36 protein-coding genes are annotated in these 20,891 nt (G+C 41.8%); 34 read left to right on the top strand and 2 right to left on the bottom strand.

Annotation, left to right across the window (positions count from 1 at the left end; genetic code table 11):
- The first annotated feature begins 3 nt into the window (after nucleotides 1-3).
- The 32 genes from rplP (at nucleotide 4) to salA (ending at nucleotide 18,068) form a co-directional block, all read left to right on the top strand.
- Entirely contained in the window at nucleotides 4-438 is a 435-nt protein-coding gene (rplP, locus tag JI666_RS18690) for a 50S ribosomal protein L16 (RefSeq protein WP_048313329.1), read from the top strand.
- Nucleotides 428-631, top strand: coding sequence for a 50S ribosomal protein L29 (gene rpmC / locus JI666_RS18695; RefSeq protein WP_048313330.1), 204 nt, complete (start codon nucleotides 428-430; stop codon nucleotides 629-631). The genes rplP and rpmC overlap by 11 nt, the downstream gene beginning before the upstream one ends.
- Nucleotides 632-652: 21 nt before the next feature.
- On the top strand, nucleotides 653-916 hold the full coding sequence (gene rpsQ, locus JI666_RS18700; RefSeq protein WP_048313331.1) for a 30S ribosomal protein S17: 264 nt from the start codon (nucleotides 653-655) through the stop codon (nucleotides 914-916).
- A 45-nt stretch (nucleotides 917-961) separates the two neighbouring features.
- Complete coding sequence (rplN, locus tag JI666_RS18705) at nucleotides 962-1,330, top strand: 50S ribosomal protein L14 (protein WP_048313332.1); 369 nt, start codon at nucleotides 962-964, stop codon at nucleotides 1,328-1,330.
- A gap of 41 nt (nucleotides 1,331-1,371) precedes the next feature.
- A complete protein-coding gene (rplX, locus tag JI666_RS18710; protein WP_206894568.1) occupies nucleotides 1,372-1,683 on the top strand; it encodes a 50S ribosomal protein L24 in 312 nt (103 codons plus the stop codon).
- 25 nt (nucleotides 1,684-1,708) lie between these two features.
- Entirely contained in the window at nucleotides 1,709-2,248 is a 540-nt protein-coding gene (gene rplE, locus JI666_RS18715; RefSeq protein WP_048313334.1) for a 50S ribosomal protein L5, read from the top strand.
- A 16-nt stretch (nucleotides 2,249-2,264) separates the two neighbouring features.
- Nucleotides 2,265-2,450 (top strand): type Z 30S ribosomal protein S14, encoded by a 186-nt coding sequence (locus JI666_RS18720; RefSeq protein ID WP_048313335.1) that lies wholly within the window; start codon nucleotides 2,265-2,267, stop codon nucleotides 2,448-2,450.
- 29 nt (nucleotides 2,451-2,479) lie between these two features.
- Nucleotides 2,480-2,878, top strand: a complete 399-nt coding sequence (gene rpsH, locus JI666_RS18725; protein ID WP_136948782.1) for a 30S ribosomal protein S8 — start codon at nucleotides 2,480-2,482, stop codon at nucleotides 2,876-2,878.
- A 27-nt stretch (nucleotides 2,879-2,905) separates the two neighbouring features.
- Entirely contained in the window at nucleotides 2,906-3,442 is a 537-nt protein-coding gene (rplF, locus tag JI666_RS18730; RefSeq protein WP_206894569.1) for a 50S ribosomal protein L6, read from the top strand.
- A gap of 31 nt (nucleotides 3,443-3,473) precedes the next feature.
- Complete coding sequence (gene rplR, locus JI666_RS18735; RefSeq protein WP_206894570.1) at nucleotides 3,474-3,836, top strand: 50S ribosomal protein L18; 363 nt, start codon at nucleotides 3,474-3,476, stop codon at nucleotides 3,834-3,836.
- An 18-nt stretch (nucleotides 3,837-3,854) separates the two neighbouring features.
- Nucleotides 3,855-4,355 (top strand): 30S ribosomal protein S5, encoded by a 501-nt coding sequence (gene rpsE, locus JI666_RS18740; protein WP_048313339.1) that lies wholly within the window; start codon nucleotides 3,855-3,857, stop codon nucleotides 4,353-4,355.
- 14 nt (nucleotides 4,356-4,369) lie between these two features.
- Nucleotides 4,370-4,558 (top strand): 50S ribosomal protein L30, encoded by a 189-nt coding sequence (gene rpmD, locus JI666_RS18745; protein ID WP_048313340.1) that lies wholly within the window; start codon nucleotides 4,370-4,372, stop codon nucleotides 4,556-4,558.
- Nucleotides 4,559-4,587: 29 nt separating this feature from the next.
- On the top strand, nucleotides 4,588-5,028 hold the full coding sequence (gene rplO, locus JI666_RS18750) for a 50S ribosomal protein L15 (protein ID WP_048313341.1): 441 nt from the start codon (nucleotides 4,588-4,590) through the stop codon (nucleotides 5,026-5,028).
- Entirely contained in the window at nucleotides 5,028-6,323 is a 1,296-nt protein-coding gene (secY, locus tag JI666_RS18755; protein WP_048313342.1) for a preprotein translocase subunit SecY, read from the top strand. The genes rplO and secY overlap by 1 nt, the downstream gene beginning before the upstream one ends.
- Nucleotides 6,324-6,389: 66 nt before the next feature.
- Nucleotides 6,390-7,040 (top strand): adenylate kinase, encoded by a 651-nt coding sequence (locus JI666_RS18760; protein ID WP_136948786.1) that lies wholly within the window; start codon nucleotides 6,390-6,392, stop codon nucleotides 7,038-7,040.
- On the top strand, nucleotides 7,040-7,786 hold the full coding sequence (gene map, locus JI666_RS18765; protein WP_136948787.1) for a type I methionyl aminopeptidase: 747 nt from the start codon (nucleotides 7,040-7,042) through the stop codon (nucleotides 7,784-7,786). Before JI666_RS18760 ends, map begins: the two co-directional genes overlap by 1 nt.
- Nucleotides 7,787-7,802: 16 nt before the next feature.
- A complete protein-coding gene (locus tag JI666_RS18770; protein ID WP_206894571.1) occupies nucleotides 7,803-8,123 on the top strand; it encodes a KOW domain-containing RNA-binding protein in 321 nt (106 codons plus the stop codon).
- Complete coding sequence (gene infA, locus JI666_RS18775) at nucleotides 8,116-8,334, top strand: translation initiation factor IF-1 (protein ID WP_048313346.1); 219 nt, start codon at nucleotides 8,116-8,118, stop codon at nucleotides 8,332-8,334. The genes JI666_RS18770 and infA overlap by 8 nt, the downstream gene beginning before the upstream one ends.
- Before the next feature lie 35 nt (nucleotides 8,335-8,369).
- Complete coding sequence (gene rpmJ, locus JI666_RS18780; RefSeq protein WP_003720928.1) at nucleotides 8,370-8,483, top strand: 50S ribosomal protein L36; 114 nt, start codon at nucleotides 8,370-8,372, stop codon at nucleotides 8,481-8,483.
- Between the two features lie 21 nt (nucleotides 8,484-8,504).
- Nucleotides 8,505-8,870 (top strand): 30S ribosomal protein S13, encoded by a 366-nt coding sequence (rpsM, locus tag JI666_RS18785; RefSeq protein WP_048313347.1) that lies wholly within the window; start codon nucleotides 8,505-8,507, stop codon nucleotides 8,868-8,870.
- Nucleotides 8,871-8,886: 16 nt separating this feature from the next.
- Nucleotides 8,887-9,282, top strand: coding sequence for a 30S ribosomal protein S11 (rpsK, locus tag JI666_RS18790; protein ID WP_048313348.1), 396 nt, complete (start codon nucleotides 8,887-8,889; stop codon nucleotides 9,280-9,282).
- A gap of 244 nt (nucleotides 9,283-9,526) precedes the next feature.
- A complete protein-coding gene (locus tag JI666_RS18795) occupies nucleotides 9,527-10,471 on the top strand; it encodes a DNA-directed RNA polymerase subunit alpha (RefSeq protein ID WP_048313349.1) in 945 nt (314 codons plus the stop codon).
- 46 nt (nucleotides 10,472-10,517) lie between these two features.
- On the top strand, nucleotides 10,518-10,880 hold the full coding sequence (rplQ, locus tag JI666_RS18800) for a 50S ribosomal protein L17 (RefSeq protein ID WP_048313350.1): 363 nt from the start codon (nucleotides 10,518-10,520) through the stop codon (nucleotides 10,878-10,880).
- Between the two features lie 309 nt (nucleotides 10,881-11,189).
- Complete coding sequence (locus JI666_RS18805) at nucleotides 11,190-12,029, top strand: energy-coupling factor ABC transporter ATP-binding protein (RefSeq protein ID WP_206894572.1); 840 nt, start codon at nucleotides 11,190-11,192, stop codon at nucleotides 12,027-12,029.
- Nucleotides 12,005-12,874 carry an energy-coupling factor ABC transporter ATP-binding protein gene (locus tag JI666_RS18810; protein ID WP_206894573.1) on the top strand — a complete coding sequence of 290 codons (870 nt, stop codon included), beginning with the start codon at nucleotides 12,005-12,007 and terminating at the stop codon, nucleotides 12,872-12,874. The genes JI666_RS18805 and JI666_RS18810 overlap by 25 nt, the downstream gene beginning before the upstream one ends.
- The gene (locus JI666_RS18815; protein WP_206894585.1) at nucleotides 12,871-13,668 is read left to right on the top strand and encodes an energy-coupling factor transporter transmembrane component T family protein; all 798 of its coding nucleotides are present in this window, start codon (nucleotides 12,871-12,873) and stop codon (nucleotides 13,666-13,668) included. Before JI666_RS18810 ends, JI666_RS18815 begins: the two co-directional genes overlap by 4 nt.
- 10 nt (nucleotides 13,669-13,678) lie before the next feature.
- Nucleotides 13,679-14,419 (top strand): tRNA pseudouridine(38-40) synthase TruA, encoded by a 741-nt coding sequence (gene truA, locus JI666_RS18820; protein ID WP_206894574.1) that lies wholly within the window; start codon nucleotides 13,679-13,681, stop codon nucleotides 14,417-14,419.
- A 275-nt stretch (nucleotides 14,420-14,694) separates the two neighbouring features.
- Nucleotides 14,695-15,132 carry a 50S ribosomal protein L13 gene (gene rplM / locus JI666_RS18825; RefSeq protein WP_048313355.1) on the top strand — a complete coding sequence of 146 codons (438 nt, stop codon included), beginning with the start codon at nucleotides 14,695-14,697 and terminating at the stop codon, nucleotides 15,130-15,132.
- Nucleotides 15,133-15,151: 19 nt separating this feature from the next.
- On the top strand, nucleotides 15,152-15,544 hold the full coding sequence (rpsI, locus tag JI666_RS18830; protein WP_048313356.1) for a 30S ribosomal protein S9: 393 nt from the start codon (nucleotides 15,152-15,154) through the stop codon (nucleotides 15,542-15,544).
- A 151-nt stretch (nucleotides 15,545-15,695) separates the two neighbouring features.
- The gene (locus JI666_RS18835) at nucleotides 15,696-16,133 is read left to right on the top strand and encodes a DUF2521 family protein (RefSeq protein ID WP_206894575.1); all 438 of its coding nucleotides are present in this window, start codon (nucleotides 15,696-15,698) and stop codon (nucleotides 16,131-16,133) included.
- 76 nt (nucleotides 16,134-16,209) lie between these two features.
- Nucleotides 16,210-16,923 (top strand): N-acetylmuramoyl-L-alanine amidase CwlD, encoded by a 714-nt coding sequence (gene cwlD, locus JI666_RS18840; protein ID WP_206894576.1) that lies wholly within the window; start codon nucleotides 16,210-16,212, stop codon nucleotides 16,921-16,923.
- Nucleotides 16,924-17,036: 113 nt separating this feature from the next.
- On the top strand, nucleotides 17,037-18,068 hold the full coding sequence (gene salA, locus JI666_RS18845) for an iron-sulfur carrier protein/transcriptional regulator SalA (RefSeq protein ID WP_206894578.1): 1,032 nt from the start codon (nucleotides 17,037-17,039) through the stop codon (nucleotides 18,066-18,068).
- A gap of 45 nt (nucleotides 18,069-18,113) precedes the next feature.
- On the opposite strand, the gene gerD is transcribed toward salA, so the two are convergent.
- Nucleotides 18,114-18,743 (bottom strand): spore germination lipoprotein GerD, encoded by a 630-nt coding sequence (gene gerD, locus JI666_RS18850; protein ID WP_206894580.1) that lies wholly within the window; start codon nucleotides 18,741-18,743, stop codon nucleotides 18,114-18,116.
- A gap of 149 nt (nucleotides 18,744-18,892) precedes the next feature.
- On the opposite strand from gerD, the gene JI666_RS18855 reads away from it, so the two are divergent.
- On the top strand, nucleotides 18,893-19,495 hold the full coding sequence (locus JI666_RS18855; RefSeq protein ID WP_206894582.1) for a KinB-signaling pathway activation protein: 603 nt from the start codon (nucleotides 18,893-18,895) through the stop codon (nucleotides 19,493-19,495).
- A 32-nt stretch (nucleotides 19,496-19,527) separates the two neighbouring features.
- On the opposite strand, the gene pdaB is transcribed toward JI666_RS18855, so the two are convergent.
- The gene (gene pdaB, locus JI666_RS18860) at nucleotides 19,528-20,286 is read right to left on the bottom strand and encodes a polysaccharide deacetylase family sporulation protein PdaB (protein WP_206894586.1); all 759 of its coding nucleotides are present in this window, start codon (nucleotides 20,284-20,286) and stop codon (nucleotides 19,528-19,530) included.
- A 119-nt stretch (nucleotides 20,287-20,405) separates the two neighbouring features.
- On the opposite strand from pdaB, the gene JI666_RS18865 reads away from it, so the two are divergent.
- Nucleotides 20,406-20,630 carry a hypothetical protein gene (locus tag JI666_RS18865; RefSeq protein WP_136948799.1) on the top strand — a complete coding sequence of 75 codons (225 nt, stop codon included), beginning with the start codon at nucleotides 20,406-20,408 and terminating at the stop codon, nucleotides 20,628-20,630.
- The last annotated feature ends 261 nt before the right edge of the window (nucleotides 20,631-20,891 follow it).

Here is a 20,891-nt window from a genome sequence, read left to right on the forward strand (position 1 = left end):
ATCATGTTGTTACCTAAACGTGTTAAATACCGTAGAGAACATCGCGGAAAAATGCGCGGACGTGCTAAAGGTGGCACTGAAGTAGCATTCGGTGAATACGGTCTACAAGCTCTTGAAGCTAGTTGGATCACAAACCGTCAAATCGAGGCAGCTCGTATTGCTATGACTCGTTACATGAAACGTGGCGGTAAAGTCTGGATTAAAATTTTCCCATCAAAGCCTTACACTGCTAAACCACTTGAAGTACGAATGGGTTCCGGTAAAGGTGCTCCTGAAGGTTGGGTAGCTGTAGTAAAGCCAGGGAAAATCTGTTTCGAAATTGCAGGTGTTTCTGAGGAAGTTGCGCGCGAAGCTCTTCGCCTTGCTTCTCACAAATTACCTATTAAAACTAAGTTCGTAAAACGCGAAGAAGTGGGTGGTGACACAAATGAAAGCTGAGGAAATTCGTAACTTGACCACTGCCGAAATCGAGCAGAAAGCGAAATCTTTTAAAGAAGAACTTTTCAATCTTCGCTTTCAACTTGCTACAGGTCAACTGGAAAACCCAGCCCGCATTCGTGAAGTCCGTAAATCAATCGCTCGCGCAAACACTGTTTTGCGTGAAAGAGAGTTAGGAATCACAAACGGTTAATATGAGGGGAGGTTTGCGAAAATGAGCGAACGCAATAATCGCAAAGAATACACTGGGCGTGTAGTCTCTGACAAAATGGATAAGACAATTACTGTTATGGTTGAGACTTATAAGATGCACCCGTTATACGGTAAACGCGTTAAGTACTCTAAGAAGTTCAAAGCGCATGATGAAAACAACACTGCAAAAATCAACGACGTTGTAACAATCATGGAAACTCGTCCTGTATCTAAAGACAAACGTTTCCGTCTTGTAGAAGTAGTTGTAGAAGCAGTTATTATCTAAATGAACTCGGATCATTTACTAATGTCCGAAGGGAGGTCTTTCTAGATGATTCAACAGGAATCTCGTTTGAAAACAGCAGACAACTCTGGTGCACGTGAATTGCTTTGTATCAAAGTGCTTGGCGGCTCGGGTCGTAAAACTGCTAATATCGGTGATGTAATTGTTTGTTCTGTGAAACAAGCAACACCTGGCGGCGTTGTTAAGAAAGGTGAAGTCGTTAGAGCTGTTATTGTACGCAGTAAAAGTGGCGTTCGTCGTCAAGATGGTTCATACATCAAATTTGACGAAAACGCAGCGGTTGTTATCCGTGATGACAAAGGACCGCGCGGAACACGTATTTTCGGACCAGTTGCTCGTGAACTACGCGACAGCCAGTTCATGAAAATCGTTTCTCTTGCTCCAGAAGTTCTTTAATCATTTGAAAATAGATGCCTTGTAAGGAGGTGCGCGACCTTATGCACGTAAAAAAGGGAGATAAAGTAAAAGTTATTTCTGGTAAGGACAAAGGTAAACAAGGTGTGATCCTTGAAGCTTACCCGAAAAAAGATAGAGTTATCGTTGAAGGTGTCAACCTTGTTAAGAAACACTCGAAACCATCACAGGCTAATCCTCAAGGTGGAATTATCGAGCAGGAAGCAGCGATCCACGTTTCTAACGTAATGACGCTAGATCCGAAGTCTGGTGAACCTACTCGCGTTGGATACAAAGTAGACAACGGTAAAAAAGTTCGTATCTCAAAAAAATCCGGTGAAGTACTCGATAAGTAGTTCGTAGCGAAAGGAGGTCAATCCGATGAATCGTTTCCAAGAAAAGTATCAAAATGAAACTAAACCTGCACTAATGGAGAAATTTAATTATTCCTCTGTTATGGAAGTTCCAAAGCTTGAAAAGATTGTAATCAACATGGGTGTTGGTGACGCTGTTCAGAATCCTAAAGCTCTAGATACAGCAGTTGAGGAGCTTCAGTTAATCTCAGGTCAAAAACCAATAATCACACGTGCGAAAAAGTCAATCGCTGGCTTTAAGCTTCGTGAAGACATGCCAATCGGTGCAAAAGTTACATTGCGCGGAACTCGCATGTTTGAATTCTTAGACAAACTTATTTCTGTATCACTACCACGTGTACGTGACTTCAGAGGTATTTCTAAGAAATCATTCGATGGCCGTGGTAACTATACACTTGGTGTTAAAGAACAGTTGATTTTCCCTGAAATTGATTACGATAAAGTTAACAAAGTACGCGGAATGGACATCGTTATCGTAACGACAGCTAATACGGACGAAGAGAGCCGTGAAATGTTGACTAACCTAGGTATGCCATTTCAAAAGTAAGTAAGGAGGGAAAATTGTGGCGAAAAAATCTATGATCGCGAAGCAAAAGCGTCAAGCTAAGTTTAAAGTACAAGAGTACACTCGTTGTGAGCGTTGCGGACGTCCACACTCAGTTATTCGCAAATTTAAACTTTGCCGTATTTGTTTCCGGGAACTTGCACACAAAGGTCAAATCCCAGGCGTTAAAAAGGCTAGCTGGTAAACCCGAAATAGGGAAGGAGGTAATTACTAATGGTCATGACTGATCCAATCGCAGATATGCTTACAAGAATTCGTAATGCGAACACTGTTCGTCACGAAAAGCTTGAGTTTCCTGCATCTAATTCGAAAAAAAGCATCGCTGAAATCCTCAAACGTGAAGGTTTTGTACGTGATGTTGAAATGATCGAAGACAGCAAACAAGGAATCATCCGTATCTTCTTAAAGTACGGTTCAAATAACGAGCGCGTTATCACTGGATTAAAGCGAATCAGTAAACCTGGTCTTCGCGTATACGCTAAAGCAGACGAAGTACCACGTGTACTTGGCGGTCTAGGAATCGCTCTTGTTTCTACTTCTAAAGGAATTATGACGGACAAAGAAGCTCGTCAACAGCAAGTAGGCGGAGAAGTTCTAGCGTACGTTTGGTAATTCTTAAAGCAGAATGGAGGTGTAATTATGTCACGTGTCGGACTTAAACCGGTTGAAATCCCAAGTGGTGTAACAATCGATATCAAAGGAGACGTTGTAACGGTTAAAGGACCTAAAGGGGAACTTTCTCGTACATTCAGCTCTGATATCAAAGTAAACATTGAAGAGAACGTGCTAACAGTAGCTCGTCCTTCAGATCACAAAGAGCACCGTGCACTTCACGGAACGACTCGCAGCCTGATCGCTAACATGGTTGAAGGTGTGACTAAAGGCTTTGAAAAAGGTCTTGAAATCATCGGGGTTGGTTATCGTGCAAGCAAATCTGGTGAAAAACTTATCCTTAACGTAGGGTACTCTCACCCAGTTGAGATGGTTCCTGAACAAGGTATTGATATTGAAGTTCCTTCAAACACAAAAGTGGTTGTAAGAGGAATTGACAAAGAACGCGTTGGAGCTGTTGCAGCAAATATCCGCGCTGTCCGTACTCCAGAACCTTACAAAGGTAAAGGAATTCGCTACGAAGGCGAGTATGTACGTCGTAAAGAAGGTAAAACAGGCAAATAGGTAAAAACCTAGCGGAAAGGAGTGACGTTTAATGATCACTAAAGCCGATAAAAACAAAGCGCGTCAAAAAAGACACGCTCGCGTTCGCCGCACAGTTACCGGCACTACTGAACGTCCGCGTCTAAACGTATTCCGTTCTAACAAGAACATCTATGCACAGCTTATCGATGACACTAAAGGTGTTACTATCGTATCAGCTTCTAGCATGGAACAAGGAATTGACGTTGAGCACGGAAGTAACACAGAAGCTGCTGTAAAAGTCGGAGAAACAATCGCAAAGCGTGCAGTTGAAGCTGGATATTCTGTAGTGGTTTTCGACCGCGGAGGATACCTTTATCACGGACGTGTAAAAGCTCTTGCAGACGCAGCGCGTGAAGCAGGACTGAAATTTTAATAAAAAGGAGGTTGACCCATGCGTAGCATTGATGCTAACAAACTAGAACTTGAAGAACGCGTTGTTACCGTTAACCGCGTAGCGAAAGTTGTTAAAGGTGGACGTCGTTTCCGCTTTGCAGCAATCGTAGTTGTCGGAGACAAAAACGGTCACGTTGGATTCGGAACTGGTAAAGCGCAGGAAGTTCCTGAAGCAATTCGTAAAGCTATCGAAGATGCGAAGAAGAACTTAATTACTGTTCCTGTTGTAGGAACTACAATCCCTCACCAAATTACAGGTCATTTCGGAGCTGGTAACGTACTATTGAAACCTGCTTCTGAAGGTACAGGAGTTATTGCTGGTGGACCTGTTCGTGCGGTACTAGAACTTGCTGGTGTAGGTGACATTCTATCTAAGTCTCTTGGATCTAACAATCCGATTAACATGGTGCGTGCAACTCTTAATGGCCTTGAAAACCTTAAGCGTGCGGAAGACGTTGCAAAGCTTCGTGGAAAATCTGTAGAAGAGCTACTAGGTTAAGGGAGGGAAAATAGATGGCTAAGCAATTAGAAATCACCCTCACACGTAGTGTGATTGGTCGCCCTCAAGACCAACGCGTGACGGTAAAAACACTTGGACTAAACAAGATGCATCACACGGTTGTTCATAACGACAATCCTGCGATTCGCGGTATGATCAACAAGGTATCTCACCTTGTAACTGTTAACGAAATTGATGCGTAAAAAATCTATACATTGAGGAGGTGCCCACAATGAAACTACACGAACTAAAACCATCTGAAGGTTCTCGTAAAGAACGCAACAGACTTGGTCGCGGTATTGCTACTGGTAACGGTAAGACATCTGGTCGCGGTCAAAAAGGTCAAAAAGCTCGTTCTGGCGGCGGAGTACGCGTCGGTTTCGAAGGAGGACAACTTCCAATCTTCAAACGTCTACCTAAGCGTGGATTTACAAACATGAACCGTAAAGAGTTCGCGATTGTTAATCTTGATTCGCTTAACCGTTTCGAAGATGGAACTGAAGTTTCTCCAGAGCTTCTTTTGGAAACTGGCGTAGTAAGCAAAGAAAAAGCTGGAATTAAGATTCTAGGTAGTGGTAAGCTTGAGAAAAAGCTTACCGTCAAAGCCCATAAGTTCTCTGCTTCTGCAAAAGAGGCTATTGAAGCGGCAGGCGGAAACACTGAGGTGATCTAATGTTCCAAGCAATCTCCAACATTATGCGCGTAGGTGATATTAGAAATAAAGTAATATTCACCCTACTCATGCTTGTCGTGTTCCGAATCGGAACATTCATACCAGTTCCAGGTGTGAACAGAGACGTACTACAATTTCAAGATCAAATGAGTCTCTTCGGAGTTCTCAACACCTTTGGCGGTGGAGCGTTGCAAAACTTCTCCATCTTTGCCATGGGAATTATGCCTTACATCACTGCTTCTATTATTGTACAGCTATTGCAAATGGACGTTGTTCCTAAGTTTACCGAATGGTCTAAACAAGGGGAAGCCGGACGCAAGAAGCTAACGCAGGTTACTCGTTATGGAACGATCGGACTTGGACTTATCCAAGGTATTGGTCTTTCAATCGGGTTCAACAATATTGTTGGTGGACAGTTGATTAGTAATCCAGGCGTACTAACGTATCTTAATATTTCTCTTGTTTTAACAGCCGGAACGGCTTTTTTGATGTGGTTAGGCGAACAGATCACAGCAAAAGGCGTAGGAAATGGAATTTCAATCATCATTTTTGCTGGTATTGTTGCTGCAATTCCACCAGGGCTTAATCAGCTCTATGCACAGATGTTTGAAGGTTCTCAAGATGAGTTGTTCCTTAACATTGTTACACTTGTGATTCTTGCACTTGCAGCACTCGCAATTGTTGTAGCTGTTATCTTTGTTCAACAAGGTCTTCGAAAAATTCCAATTCAATATGCCAAGCGTACTGTAAACCGCAGACAAGTTGGTGGACAATCCACACACTTACCAATTAAGGTCAATGCAGCAGGTGTTATTCCAGTTATCTTTGCAATATCACTGATTATTACTCCACCAACAATCGCTAGGTTGTTCGGAGATAATACGGTAACGGAGTGGATCGTACGGGTATTTGATTATACGCAACCTATTGGTATGGTCGTGTATGCGTTACTCATCATTGGATTTACGTATTTCTATACGTTTGTCCAGGTTAATCCGGAGAAGATGGCTGAGAATCTTAAAAAGCAGGGTGGATACATTCCTGGTATTCGTCCGGGTAATGCAACGGAAACGTACATTACTCGCATTCTCTACCGCTTAACATTTGTAGGAGCACTTTTCCTTGCTGTTATATCGATTATTCCGGTATTTTTCACAACCGTAGCAGGACTGCCGCAAACGCTGCAAATCGGCGGAACAAGCTTGCTGATCGTTGTTGGGGTAGCGCTTGATACGATGAAGCAAATTGAAAGTCAATTAATTAAACGTCATTATAAAGGCTTTATTAAATCTTGAGGATAAATCGGGAAGAACTTTCTTCCCCTCCTTCATCCTCGATTGGGTGACGTGCGGAGGGATTAGATGAATCTAGTATTAATGGGGCTTCCGGGTGTCGGAAAAGGAACCCAGGCAGAAAAGATTGTCGAAAAGTATGGCATCCCTCATATCTCTACTGGAGATATGTTCCGAGCAGCGATTAAAGAAGGAACGCCTCTTGGTCTTAAAGCAAAAGAGTTCATGGATTCCGGAAACCTCGTACCTGACGAAGTAACAATCGGTATAGTACGAGAGCGTTTAGGAAAAGATGATTGCGAAAAAGGTTTTCTCTTAGATGGTTTTCCAAGAACCGTCGCACAAGCTGACGCGCTAGAAGAGATCTTATCCGACTTGGAGAAAAAACTCGACTATGTAATTAACATTGCAGTTGAGGAAGATCAACTCATGCAGCGTTTAACTGGACGTCGTGTTTGCCGTAACTGCGGAGCAACCTATCACGTAATCTTCAACCCTCCTAAGGAAGAAGGAGTTTGTGATAAGTGCGGTGGAGAACTTTATCAACGAGATGATGATAAAGAAGAAACTGTACGCACTCGCCTCGAAGTCAACAAGCAACAACAGCAACCATTGTTGACCTTTTATGAAGGCAAAGGCTATCTTAAAACAATTGATGGCAATAAAGACATCAATGAGGTGTTTGAAGATGTAGATCAACTCCTCAAAGGGTTGTCGTAATGATTATTTGCAAGACACCTCGCGAACTTGATATCATGCGAGAGGCAGGCAAAATTGTCGCACTAACTCATCAAGAGCTACAGAAGCACATCAAGCCTGGAATTACGACAAAAGAGCTGGATACGATTGCCGATCGGTTTATTCGTCAGCTTGGTGCAATTCCTTCCTTTAAGGGTTACAATGGATTCACTGGAAGTATATGCGCTTCAGTTAATGAAGAGCTTGTACATGGTATTCCAGGAGATCGCGTGTTGGCGGAGGGAGATATAATTAGTATCGATATCGGTGCTAAGTATAAAGGTTATCATGGCGATTCTGCCTGGACCTATCCTGTTGGCACTATCTCAGAAGAAGACGAACGGTTGTTAAAAGTTACCGAGGAATCGTTATATAAAGGATTGGATGAAGCGAAAGCTGGTAAGAGGCTTTCAGATATCTCTCATGCAATTCAAGCATATGCCGAAGCTGAAGGTTTTTCGATTGTACGAGAATATGTTGGTCATGGTGTAGGTCAAGACCTTCATGAAGATCCTCAAATTCCCCATTATGGTCCTCCAGGAAAAGGACCGAGGCTAAAGCAGGGGATGGTCCTTGCAGTAGAGCCGATGGTGAATCTGGGCTCTCGCTATGTTCGAACACTTTCGGATAATTGGACTGTAGTAACAACTGACGGCAAAAACTGCGCTCACTTTGAGCACACATTTGCTGTTACGGAAGAAGGATATGAAATTCTAACAAAGGCCTAAGTGAAGGTGATGGTTCGTGAAAGAGTCGGATACCGTTCCCGAGATCGGTCAGATCGTTCGGAATAGACGGGGAAGAGACGCTGAACAATATAGCGTGATTGTAGGAATCGTTGATAAACGTTATGTTTTCTTAGCAGATGGTGACAAGCGTAAGTTTGATCGACCAAAGCGGAAGAACCTCGCGCACCTTGAGCTGATAGATTATGTATCCCCTGAGGTAAAGCGAAGTCTTGAGGAAACCGGTCGTGTCACAAATGGCAAGCTGCGTTTCGCGATCTCAAAATATATGAATGAACATGTCATTGATTTAAAGGAGGGAGAGCAAGTAGATGGCTAAAGAAGAAGTAATTGAAATGGAAGGCAAGGTTATCGAACCTCTGCCGAATGCAATGTTTCGAGTAGAACTCGAAAACGGTCATAAGATTCTTGCTCACGTATCCGGAAAGATACGTATGCATTACATTCGTATTCTGCCAGGTGACAAAGTAACTGTTGAGCTTTCTCCATATGACTTATCACGTGGTCGAATCACGTATCGATATAAATAAGCAGTTAATCTCCGTATACAAGGAGGGTTAAAACAATGAAAGTAAGACCATCAGTAAAACCAATGTGTGAAAAATGTAAAGTTATCCGCCGTAAAGGTAAAGTCATGGTTATCTGTGAAAATCCAAAGCATAAGCAAAAACAAGGCTAATATATAAGGAGGTGCAACGTAATGGCACGTATTGCTGGTATTGATGTTCCACGCGAAAAGCGCATCGTAATCGCGTTAACTTACGTTTATGGAATCGGTAAAACAACTGCGAAACAAGTTCTAGTTGACGCTGGTGTTTCTGAAGACACTCGCGTGCGCGACTTAACTGAAGAAGAGCTCGGAAAAATCCGTGAAGTAGTAGACAAAATTAAAGTTGAGGGTGATCTTCGTCGTGAAATCTCACTTAACATTAAGCGTCTAATCGAAATCGGTTCTTATCGTGGTATCCGCCACCGTCGTGGTCTTCCTGTCCGAGGTCAACATACGAAGAACAACTCTCGTACTCGTAAAGGCCCTCGCCGTACAGTAGCTAACAAGAAGAAGTAAGGGAGGTAATTAACAAATGGCTAAGCAACGTAAAGCAAATACGCGCAAAAAGCGCGTGAAAAAGAATGTTGAGAGTGGAGTAGCTCATATCCGTTCCACTTTTAACAATACAATCATTACGATTACTGATACTCACGGAAATGCGATTTCTTGGGCAACTTCCGGAAACATGGGCTTTAAAGGTTCTCGTAAGTCAACTCCATTCGCTGCTCAAATGGCTGCCGAAACTGCAGGTAAAACTGCACAGGAGCATGGTATGAAAACTGTAGAAGTTTCTGTTAAAGGCCCTGGAGCTGGTCGTGAAGCTGCTATTCGTGCACTTCAAGCTGTAGGTCTAGAGGTTACTGCGATCCGTGACGTAACTCCAGTACCTCATAACGGCTGCCGTCCGCCAAAACGTCGTAGAGTCTAATTTAGTAGAGAGTTCAAAAACGTAGATGTTCCCTTCGGGTGAATGCCTGGTTTTGAACAATCTCTTATGGAAAGATTCAATCTATCGGTATACAATTGATGAACATGTCAATAATGATAATGTATAAATTGTTGACGGTTGACGAATCATAATTAGGTTGTTGGTATTTGAACCACCTAAAGGGATTATTCGGTTAGACTCCTTGTCTAACCGAAGTTCGACGTTTTGAAGGAGGGTTTGTTGGATGATCGAAATCGAAAAGCCAAAAATTGAAGCGGTAGCTATCAACGAGGATGCTAAATACGGAAAGTTTGTTGTCGAACCACTAGAGCGTGGTTATGGAACTACTTTGGGTAACTCCCTACGTCGTATACTGTTATCTTCACTACCTGGTGCTGCTGTTACATCTGTACAAATTGAAGGAGTTCTCCATGAGTTCTCTACAGTTGAAGGTGTACACGAGGATGTAACGACTATTATTCTCAATCTTAAGAAGTTAGCTATGAAAGTTTACTCTGAGGAAGAGAAGACACTAGTAGTAGATGTTCAGGGACCTGGAACAGTAACAGCTGGTGATATTACTCATGACAGCGACGTGGAGATCTTAAACCCTGACCTTCATATTGCTACCCTATCTGCAAGTGCACGCTTCCAAATGCGAGTTACTGCAATTCGTGGAAGAGGTTATGTACAAGCGGAAGGAAACAAGAATGATGAACAGCCAATCGGTGTTATTCCGGTTGACTCAATCTTTACTCCTGTTTCCCGTGTTAACTACCAAGTTGAAAATACACGCGTTGGCCAGGTAACAAATTATGATAAACTAACCCTTGACGTTTGGACAGATGGCAGCATTCGACCTGAAGAAGCGGTATCGTTAGGCGCAAAGATTTTAAATGAACATTTAAACATTTTTGTTGGTTTAACAGATCAGGCTCAAAATGCTGAAATCATGGTCGAAAAAGAAGAGGACCAAAAAGAGAAAGTGCTTGAGATGACCATCGAAGAGCTCGATCTCTCAGTTCGTTCATATAATTGCCTGAAACGTGCTGGAATTAATACAGTTCAAGAGCTAACTCATAAGTCTGAGGAAGACATGATGAAAGTTCGTAATCTTGGACGTAAGTCACTTGAAGAAGTACAAGAGAAGCTTGAAGAGCTTGGACTTGGGCTTCGTAACGAAGAATAGATATAGTAGTTGTTGATTTTATAAACAACAAAGGAGGGAATACTTCATGGCATACCAAAAGTTAGGTCGTACAAGCGATACGCGTAAAGCGCTATTCCGTGACCTTGTTACAGATTTGATCATCAATGAACGTATTGAAACGACAGAATCAAAGGCGAAAGAGCTTCGTTCTTTCATCGATAAAATGATTACGCTTGGTAAACGCGGAGATCTTCACGCACGTCGTCAAGCAGCTTCTTTCATCCGTAACGAAGTAGCGGATGCAGAAAGCGGTCAAGATGCAGTTCAAAAGCTATTCAGCGATATCGCTCCTCGTTATGCTGAGCGTCAAGGCGGTTACTCACGTATCCGTAAACTTGGACCTCGCCGCGGTGACGGTGCTGAAATGGTTATCATCGAGCTAGTATAAGACGCACTTGATTAAAAGGGCGGGACAGGATCTCGATATTGGATACTGATTCTATGCCCTTTTTTCGTGCGATTTTATGTAAATTAAAGCGCATGTTCCAAGTGATCGCATGCTGCTTGCCATTACTGAAAGCCTGGCAGATGCCAGGCTTTTTTTGCGAAATAAAGCAAGTGACGGCTATACAGCAGCTTTAAGCGTATGCTGATAGGAAAAAGTGGCGGCTTATTCATACTGCCCCGCCATTTTTTCGCACCAGCATACTAGTACTGAAGAGACAGTATGAAACTAGCAGAGGCAGGAGGAAAGAGTATGGAAGAACTGATCTCCGTTCAAAATGTATCATTTCGATATCAGGAAGAGCATCCTTACGTCTTAAAAGATGTTGGCTTATCTGTTCAGAAAGGTGAATGGCTTGCGATTGTAGGGCATAATGGTTCTGGTAAGTCTACGCTTGCGAGACTTCTTAATGGACTGCTTCTACCTGAGAAGGGTGATGTTCTTGTTGAGGGATTTAATAGTAGAGATGAGGAAAGTATCTGGGAAATTAGAAGAAGAGTAGGGATTGTTTTTCAGAATCCGGACAACCAATTTGTTGGCACATCTGTTCAGGATGATGTAGCTTTTGGTCTTGAGAACAGTGGAATGCCACGTCAGAAGATGCTTGAGCGGATATCTGAGAGTGTTAAAAAAGTAAGGATGGAAGATTTCCTTGATCAAGAACCGCATCGCTTATCTGGTGGACAGAAGCAGCGTGTTGCTATAGCAGGTATTATTGCATTAAGACCTTCCATCGTTATTCTAGACGAGGCTACATCTATGCTTGATCCTGCAGGACGCAAAGAAGTTTTACAAACGATGCGTGAGTTAAAAGAAGAAGAAGGTATGACGGTAATATCAATTACTCATGATCTTGAAGAGGCGGCTCGTGCTGATCGAATGATAGTGATGAACGCTGGCGAAGTAATTGATGAGGGTCTACCTGTGGATGTGTTCGAAAAAGGTGACATGCTTGAGAAGATTGGACTTGATCTTCCGTTTCCATTGCAGGTGCAACGAGCTCTTCGTGAAAAAGGGTATGATTTCTCGAAGCTTACTTTATCACAGGAGGAGCTGGTAAACGAGCTATGGACATTACAGTTAAAGGGTTAGAGCATTCCTATAATCGAGGAACACCTTTCGAACGAAATGCACTTATGGACATTAATCTTTCTATACCATCTGGCACGTTTCAAACCATTATAGGACATACAGGCTCAGGTAAGTCTACGTTGATTCAACATCTCAATGGGCTTCTTAAACCAACAGCAGGAAGTATTCAGATTGGTGACTTTCTTATTCGAGCGGGTGAGAAGGATAAGCGGTTAAAGGCTTTAAGAAAGCATGTAGGCATCGTGTTCCAATATCCTGAACATCAATTGTTTGAGGAAACGATTGAGAAGGACATCATTTTTGGCCCACTTAATTTTGGTGTGCCTATTGAAGAAGCAAAAGAGCGTGCTGCAAGACTTATTACTCAGGTGGGGTTAGATGAATCTTATCTTGAAAGATCACCTTTTGATTTAAGTGGTGGTCAGATGAGACGTGTGGCTATTGCAGGTGTACTTGCAATGAAGCCATCCATTCTTATTCTCGATGAACCGACTGCTGGACTTGATCCACGTGGAAGGCGAGAGATTATGGGGCTATTTTATCGTCTGCATCAAGAAGAGGGGCTGACTACAATATTGGTCACTCATAGTATGGAGGATGCAGCGCGTTATTCTGATAATATCGTGATTATGGAAAAGGGCGGAGTTGCTCTACAGGGAAATGCAGAACACATTTTTGCTGATTCAGAGGCCTTGAAGGCTTTAAGTTTGGATGTCCCTGAAACGGTGCAATTTATCCATCGTCTCGAAGAGCGTTTCAATCGAAAGCTACCTCAAAGTGTATTTACGTTGGATGCAGCTGTAGATGCAGCGTTAACTATTTTGCAAAAGGGGGAAACGTCCTGATGCAAAACATAATTATCGGGCAGTACGTTCCTGGGGAGTCTTATATTCATAAACTAGACCCCAGGGCTAAGCTTTTAACTGCTTTTCTATTCGTCATTATTGTATTCCTAGCTAACAATTGGTTAACGTATGCGTTACTCGGAGCGTTTACATTGATTGCTGTTTTGGTATCAAGACTACCATTACGATATATTTACAACGGATTAAAGCCTATTCTTCTTGTTATCATACTCACCTTCCTGCTGCATGTGTTCTTAACAAAAGAAGGTCCGTTACTGTTCGATTTGGGATTTCTTAAAGTGTATGAAGGCGGTGTGCAGCAAGGGATATTTATTTCATTACGTCTTCTTTTCTTAATTATGATTACATCACTCTTAACTCTAACAACAACACCGATTGATATTACGGTTGGTATTGAAACCTTACTTGGCCCGATGAAGAAAATCGGCCTTCCCGTTCATGAATTTGCATTGATGATGTCAATTGCACTTAGGTTCATTCCGACACTTCTTGAGGAAACCGAGAAAATCATGAAAGCACAATCTGCACGGGGGGCGCAGTTCTCCACAGGACCAATTAAAGACCGCTTGAAAAGCATTGTTCCTCTTCTCGTTCCACTCTTTGTCAGTGCGTTTAAACGTGCAGAAGATTTGGCGATGGCGATGGAAGCTAGAGGGTACCGTGGTGGTGAAGGCAGAACGAGCATTCGGTTACTGAAATGGTCTGGAAAGGATACAACTCTATTTATTATATTACTGATCCTAAGTATTGGTTTACTTCTGTTGAGAAGTTAAGGGGGATGTCATGCAAAGGATTAAAATGACGATATCGTATGATGGTACTGCATTTAATGGTTATCAAATACAGCCCAATGGCCGTACAGTCCAAGAAGAGGTGCAGAGAGCTTTAAAACAGATGCACAAAGGGCAATTGATTCACGTGACTGGATCAGGCAGAACGGATGCCCGTGTGCACGCTGCAGGGCAGGTCATTCATTTTGACACACCGCTTTCTATCCCGTTGGATAATTGGACGAGAGCGTTAAATACGCAGCTGCCAGCGGATGTGCGTGTGTTACGAACCGAGACAGTACCTGAAGATTTTCATGCTAGGTATCACGTTGTGCGAAAGACGTATCACTACCGTGTGAATAACCGTGCCGCCTTTGATGTTTTTCGTAGAAACTATGCAGTGCACGAGGCTCGTGAATTGGATATAGGCGACATGAGAATGGCTGCTGCACATCTTATTGGAGAGCATGATTTCACATCATTTTGTTCTGCCAAAACAGATGTGAAAGATAAAGTCCGCACAATCTACCGGATTGATATTGAAGAAGAAAATGATGAACTCATTTTTACATTTGAAGGTAGTGGATTTCTATATAATATGGTTCGCATTTTGATGGGGACGTTCCTAGAGGTTGGTAGAGGAGATCGTCAAGCTGATGAATTGCCTTCTATCCTTGAAGCTCAAGATCGTAGTAGGGCTGGTAAGACTGCGCCTCCCCACGGACTCTATTTATGGGAAGTCTCTTATTCTTAGGCTATGTTAGCTCATATTGTTGATTTCTCGATTTTTGGCTCATTCGAGTGAGACCTTAGTTTCACTTGCCTTTCAGCTCTGCTCACTAACATAGTCTATTCTTAAAAAGGAATAGAAAGTTATCAAACACTTGACATTTCCGCCCACGTATTATAAGATATTCTTTGGTATTTCTACATCCACTTGCCCCGGATTTAGAAATCTGACTGACAACTGACAATGAATATTCTGTGCTAGTTTTAAAATAAATTGGATTGATTTTAGGAGGGAAACTCATGCGTACAACATTTATGGCTAAAGGCCACGAAGTAGAACGTAAATGGTATATCGTTGACGCTGAAGGTCAAACACTTGGCCGTCTTGCAAGTGAAGTAGCAGCGATCCTACGCGGTAAAAATAAAGTAACTTTCACACCTCACGTGGACACTGGTGATCATGTGATCATCCTTAACGCTGAGAAAATTGAACTAACTGGTAACAAACTTAATGACAAGATGTACTACCGTCATAGTGGACACCCAGGTGGTTTGAAATCAAGAAATGCTCTAGAAATGCGTACTAACCGTTCTGAGCAAATGCTTGAACTTGCAATCAAAGGCATGCTTCCAAAGAACAGCCTTGGTCGCCAAATGATTAAGAAGCTTCATGTATTCGCTGGTAGCGAGCACAATCACCAGGCTCAACAGCCTGAAAAATACGAACTAAGAGGTTAATTAAAAGGAGGGAATCAACTTGGCACAAGTACAATACAACGGCACTGGCCGACGTAAAAACTCTGTAGCACGCGTACGTTTACTTCCTGGTAACGGACGTATGGTTATTAACAACCGTGAAATCGATGACTATTTCGATCTTGAAACACTAAAGCTTATCTCTAAGCAACCACTAGTTGAAACTGGTACTGAAGGCACTTACGATATCTTTGTAAATGTTAACGGTGGTGGATTCACTGGACAAGCGGGCGCAATCCGTCACGGTATCGCTCGTGCACTACTTCAAGCTGATCCGGAATCACGCGCTACACTTAAGAGCGCTGGCTTCCTAACTCGTGATGCTCGTATGAAAGAACGTAAGAAATACGGTCTTAAAGCAGCACGTCGTGCACCTCAGTTCTCGAAGCGTTAATTCTATTATTTCAAAACCTCTGGCTTTCAAAAGCCGGGGGTTTTTTGTTGTTTATTAATGGTGTGAACTGAATGAATTACCAGTTCATTTACCGCATACTCTATGACGCTCGAAAGAGACTAAAGCATAATAAGTCGAGAGGATGGGTGACATGGACAACGTTATTACCGTCTTTAAAGAACGCCAGCGTCATAAGCGCCTTGAATTCGAGCGGAGAATACTAATTGAAATATCACTAAAAGAGTTATCAGATAATATTACAGAAATGTTTTCTCCTTTCTTCTCTGAAGCGATTCTTTATAAAGGCGATGTTGAGAATGTTTGTATGGACATTGCAATCGAAGCCTATTTATTAGGAGCGGAGTATAGTAAATTCTCATGCAATGGTGAATCAATGGAAGCGGTACACCGGCGTTGTTTTAAACTTGAAAAAGCCCTTATTGATGCCTTGTTCGATTATTGGCTCTTTTGGAAGACTTCTGCTGGATATGAAGAATCACTTCACTTAACCTGTGATGTGTTTGTTTCGAACTGGTGGAAGGCAGGGTGTGAAAAAGGGGTCATGAGACGTCGTCTTCGTCTTCAATAAACGCTCAGGTTCCAAGACTATTTCCCTCACTTGTCCCATATAGATACTATAGGACAGAATAGAGGGTGGTGTTGGTATGAAAAAGTGGTCGAAGCGGTTGGGGGTTGCGGCTGGTGTATTTGTATTGTTATTTATTATTAATTACAAATTTGCGATTGATTCATCCTGGGATGCCTGGCATCTTCCCTTATCCGGGCAAATCATTGTAATTGATCCGGGTCATGGTGGCCCGGATGGAGGTGCAGTAGGTAACAATGTGGTAGAGAAAGATATTGCGCTAAAGGTATCTCTCAAATTGCGTGATTACCTTCAGGAAGCTGGAGCACTTGTTATCATGACTCGTGAGACTGATACTGACTTAGCATCAGAGAATACGAAGGGTCTTAGCAATCGTAAATCAGAAGATCTAAGAGAACGTGTTAGACTTGTGAATGATTCAAGTAACGATTTGTTTATTAGCATTCATTTAAATGCCATTCCTTCTTCGAAGTGGAGCGGTGCACAAACGTTTTATAATCCAACCAATGAACAGAGTCAAGCGCTATCGCGGTTCATACAATCTGAGATTAAACGAAACCTTGAGAATACTAATCGTCTTGCTAAGAATTTGGATAGTGTCTATTTATTGAAGCAAGCTGAGATTCCTGGAGCACTTGTAGAGGTAGGGTTTCTATCAAATCCTACGGAGCGGGAGTTATTAAATACAGAAGCATATCAAAATAAAGTTGCGGCTTCCATATATCAAGGGATCATTCGCTATTCCACAAACGAACCAGTGCCTGAAGAATAGGTGCTGGTTTTGCTTACTATTCAATAAAACATCCAATAAACAGGAGGGTCAAAGTTCTCTGAATGATGTGTTATACTAACAATGTAATCGAATTCAGAGAAGGTGGTGCCTCCATGTTAACGAAAGATCAGGTCGTTGAATTATTACAAAAGGTGCAAGATCCTATTATACATAAAAGTATCACCATCCGTGATGTGAAGACTAAGGAAGGCTATGTTAGTGTAAAAGCTGCCCTAGCGCAAACGGAATCTGCTGAGCAGATGAAAGTACAGCAGGAGATCGTGAACATCTTGAAAGGTGCTGGAGCAGAATCAGTAGGACTACGTTTTGAGCAACTTGCTGATGAGGAGCTTCCTCAAGGGACTTCAGCAAATCCTAATCTACCGCCATTGTTATCACCAGAGAGTAAGACACAGTTTATTGCCGTCGCGAGTGGTAAAGGTGGGGTTGGAAAATCTACTGTAACAGTTAACCTGGCAACTTCGCTTGCTCGATTAGGGAAAAAAGTTGGCATTATTGATGCTGATATTTATGGTTTTAGTGTTCCAGATATGATGGGAATTGAAAGTAGACCCAAAGTAGTAGATGGTAAAATCTATCCTGTTGAACGTTTTGGCGTAAAAGTGATGTCTATGGCATTTTTTGTGGAGGATAACGCTCCGGTAATCTGGCGTGGGCCGATGCTTGGGAAAATGCTTAACAATTTCTTCAGTGAAGTTGACTGGGGTGAGTTAGATTACTTGCTACTTGACCTCCCACCAGGAACAGGGGACGTAGCACTTGATGTCCACACGATGCTTCCGGCTTCTAAGGAGATCATTGTTACTACTCCACATGCAACTGCTGCTTTCGTAGCAGCACGAGCAGGCGCTATGGCCTTGAAAACCAAACATGAAGTTCTTGGAGTAGTTGAGAACATGGCTTATTTTGAAAGTAAGGTAACCGGTGAAAAGGAATATGTTTTCGGTCAGGGTGGTGGCGAAAAACTTGCCTCTGAACTGTCCACCGAAATTCTAGGGAAGTTGCCCCTTGGACAACCTGATTTCAATGACGAGGAGTTTGCCCCTTCCGTTTACCAGGCTGATCATCCGATTGGAAAGCAATATTTAGATATAGCGAAAGAAGTTATTGCTAAAACAGAATAACAAGAAAGGACACTCCAATTGGAGTGTCCTTTTTCGTTAGGATGATCATTGTTGATTGTCTGAGCTATCACTCTGTTCATCACCTGTTTTTTCATCCGATTTCTGTTCTCCACTACCTTCAGATTCTTTTAATTGCTCTGAAGTGATTTTGGTTAACATCTGCTGGATTTTAGCCTGGAATAATGGACTCTCGAATGTTTCAGAGATCAAATCCTTAATTTGCTTTCTGGATTGCTTACTTTCCAATAGCTGCAAGTATTGTTTCTCCATTTCAGGGTCTTGCATAAGATCCATCATTTTTTCTTGATACTCCGGATCGTCCATTAGTGCTTTAAACAGTTTTTCGTTTTCCCCTTGAATGTTTTTCGCGAAGTTCTCAACGAAAGCAGGATCTTTCAGCATTTCTTGCCAGTACTTCTTACCTTCTTCGGTTGTAAGGACTTTCTGTATGGTTTCTTTCACAAAAGGTTCTTCCATCACAAGCTGTTGTTTCAATTTTTCATCTGACATGATTTCCTGAATGGCTTTTTTGCCTTCATCTGTTTTTAGCAGATCGACAAGCATTTTCTTCGTTTCATCATAATTAGCCTGAGAGCCCTCAGCGGAACCTGTGGCGCAACCAGCAATGAGAAGAAAAGCTAATCCAAGAGCAAGCAGTTTGAATCGCTGACTCATTTGCTCATGCTCCTTTCTCATATTCTTATCCTTAATATTAGGCGAAACTGTGAATTTATACCCGGAGAATAAAGGAAGGGTGGCATTTTAAAAGTGGCATTGGTACAATTCAACAGAGAAGCATCATTAACATTCACGGGGGTTTGATTGTGAAAACAAGAAATCTTGTTTACTTATTCTTTTCAACCCTTCTGATTGGATCAACAGCGGGAATGATTACAGGTATTGTTTTAGACTGGTCGCAATATTGGGCAGATCTAAAAAACGGTGAATTTCTTTCATTCCTGATTGTCATGCTCTGGTTACTTGGAGTATCCAGCATCTTTAGTTTGATCAGTCAGATGGGATTTTTCGCATATTTAACCATTCATCGGTTTGGCCTTGGTATTTTTAAATCTGTTAGATTATGGAATACTATACAAGCCGTCCTAATTGCAGTTGCGTTGTTCGACTTAGTCTATTTCCGCTATGCCGTTTTCGCGGAAGCGGGAGAAAGCATTTTAAGCTATGTCCTTGTTGCTCTATTTCTTCTTGTGGTAGGTGTTACAGTAGCATACATCAAACAAAAAGAAACGAACAAGCAGGCCTTTATACCGGCTCTCTTCTTTATTGTCGTTGTAACAACGCTTGAATGGATTCCTGGGTTACAGAGTAATGATCCTAAATGGCTATGGCTTATTTTAATACCACTTCTAGCCAGTAATGTATGGCAATTGCTAACACTTCATCGTCTGATTGGAAAAGAAGTATAAACAAAAGCAGCTCTGCACAATAGCAGGGCTGCTTATTTAATTTCTTTACTTTTGATATCTGCATTTGACACAAGTTCGCTTACTGTATAGAAAGTATAACCTTTCTTCTTCAAAGTCGAGATGATGTTTGGAATCGCATCAGCCGTTTGCTTAGCTGAGTCAGAAGCATGCAGGAGAATAATATCACCAGGATCTGCACCGCTTGCAACATTTTCTACTATGGTTTCCATACCAGGGTTTCTCCAATCTTCTGAATCGAGACTCCAATGGATGACTGTATAGTTCATTTTATCTGAAAGAGTGAGAACCCTCTTATCAAAATTACCATTAGGTGGTCTGAGAAGTTCTGGTTGAGTACCAGATACTTTTTTAATCGCTTCATGGGAGCGTATAATGTCTTTTCTTATTTCTTCATTTTCCATCGTTGTGTAATTTTCATATTTATATCCCAGGTTTCCTATTTCATGCCCATCTTTTACAATTTGCTCAACGATTTCAGGGTGTCGTTCAGCCCATGCCCCTGAAATGAAAAAAGAAGCCTTTACTTTGTTCTTTTTTAATTGGTCAAGAATAGGAATGGCTTTTGTTTCTCCCCAGCTAATATCAAACGTTAGCGCAATTCTTTTATCTTTGCTCTTTACTTGGTCAATGGCTAGAGGGATTTCGTTTGAAGTGAAGACGGCTAGCTCGCCACCTTCTGTAAATAGAATAATGGCTGTAAAAAAAGCAGCAACTACAATAACAAGTCCTTGTTTTATACGCTTTCCATTCCAAATCCAGAAAAAATTCATCATGCACCCCCTTTGTCCCATTCATATGCGAACAGTTTCATAACTATGTACAAAGTGTTTCCTGCACACATATTTAGGTATAGGTTAGGCGATACTGGTTTGAGGAAGGAGGAGTTAAAGTGATAGGACTTCTTGTTAACAATAAAGAAATGAAGGAAATCGAGTACTTACTTAAGCGGGAGATGGAAGAACTTCTGTTGGATTTGGATAATAGTCGCATTGATGGGCTTATTAAACGAGCTATGGAGGAACGGTATCAAATTCTACTTGGAATCTATAAAAGAACTGCTACAAAGGCTGAAGTTTTAAAGTATATGCGCATTTTAAAAAAAGGTACAAATTAATTTCAAAAAACCCTTGCTAATTACAGAAACAACCTGTATATTTATATAGGTCGCCGATACGAAACGGATGACGCACACAAAAAGAATAAAAAAAGTTGTTGACGCTAACTAAGTTGATATGGTATATTAATAAAGTCGCTGAAAACGACATCGAAAGAAACGAATCGATCTTTGAAAACTGAACGAAACGCCATGTAAGTAGTTGTTTCTACGGAAGCAAATTGTTTTAAAAGCTAGATTAAGCTTTCTATCGGAGAGTTT

Origin of the sequence: Bacillus sp. NTK071 (assembly GCF_017303315.1) — a bacterium.
Classification (GTDB): domain Bacteria; phylum Bacillota; class Bacilli; order Bacillales; family Guptibacillaceae; genus Guptibacillus.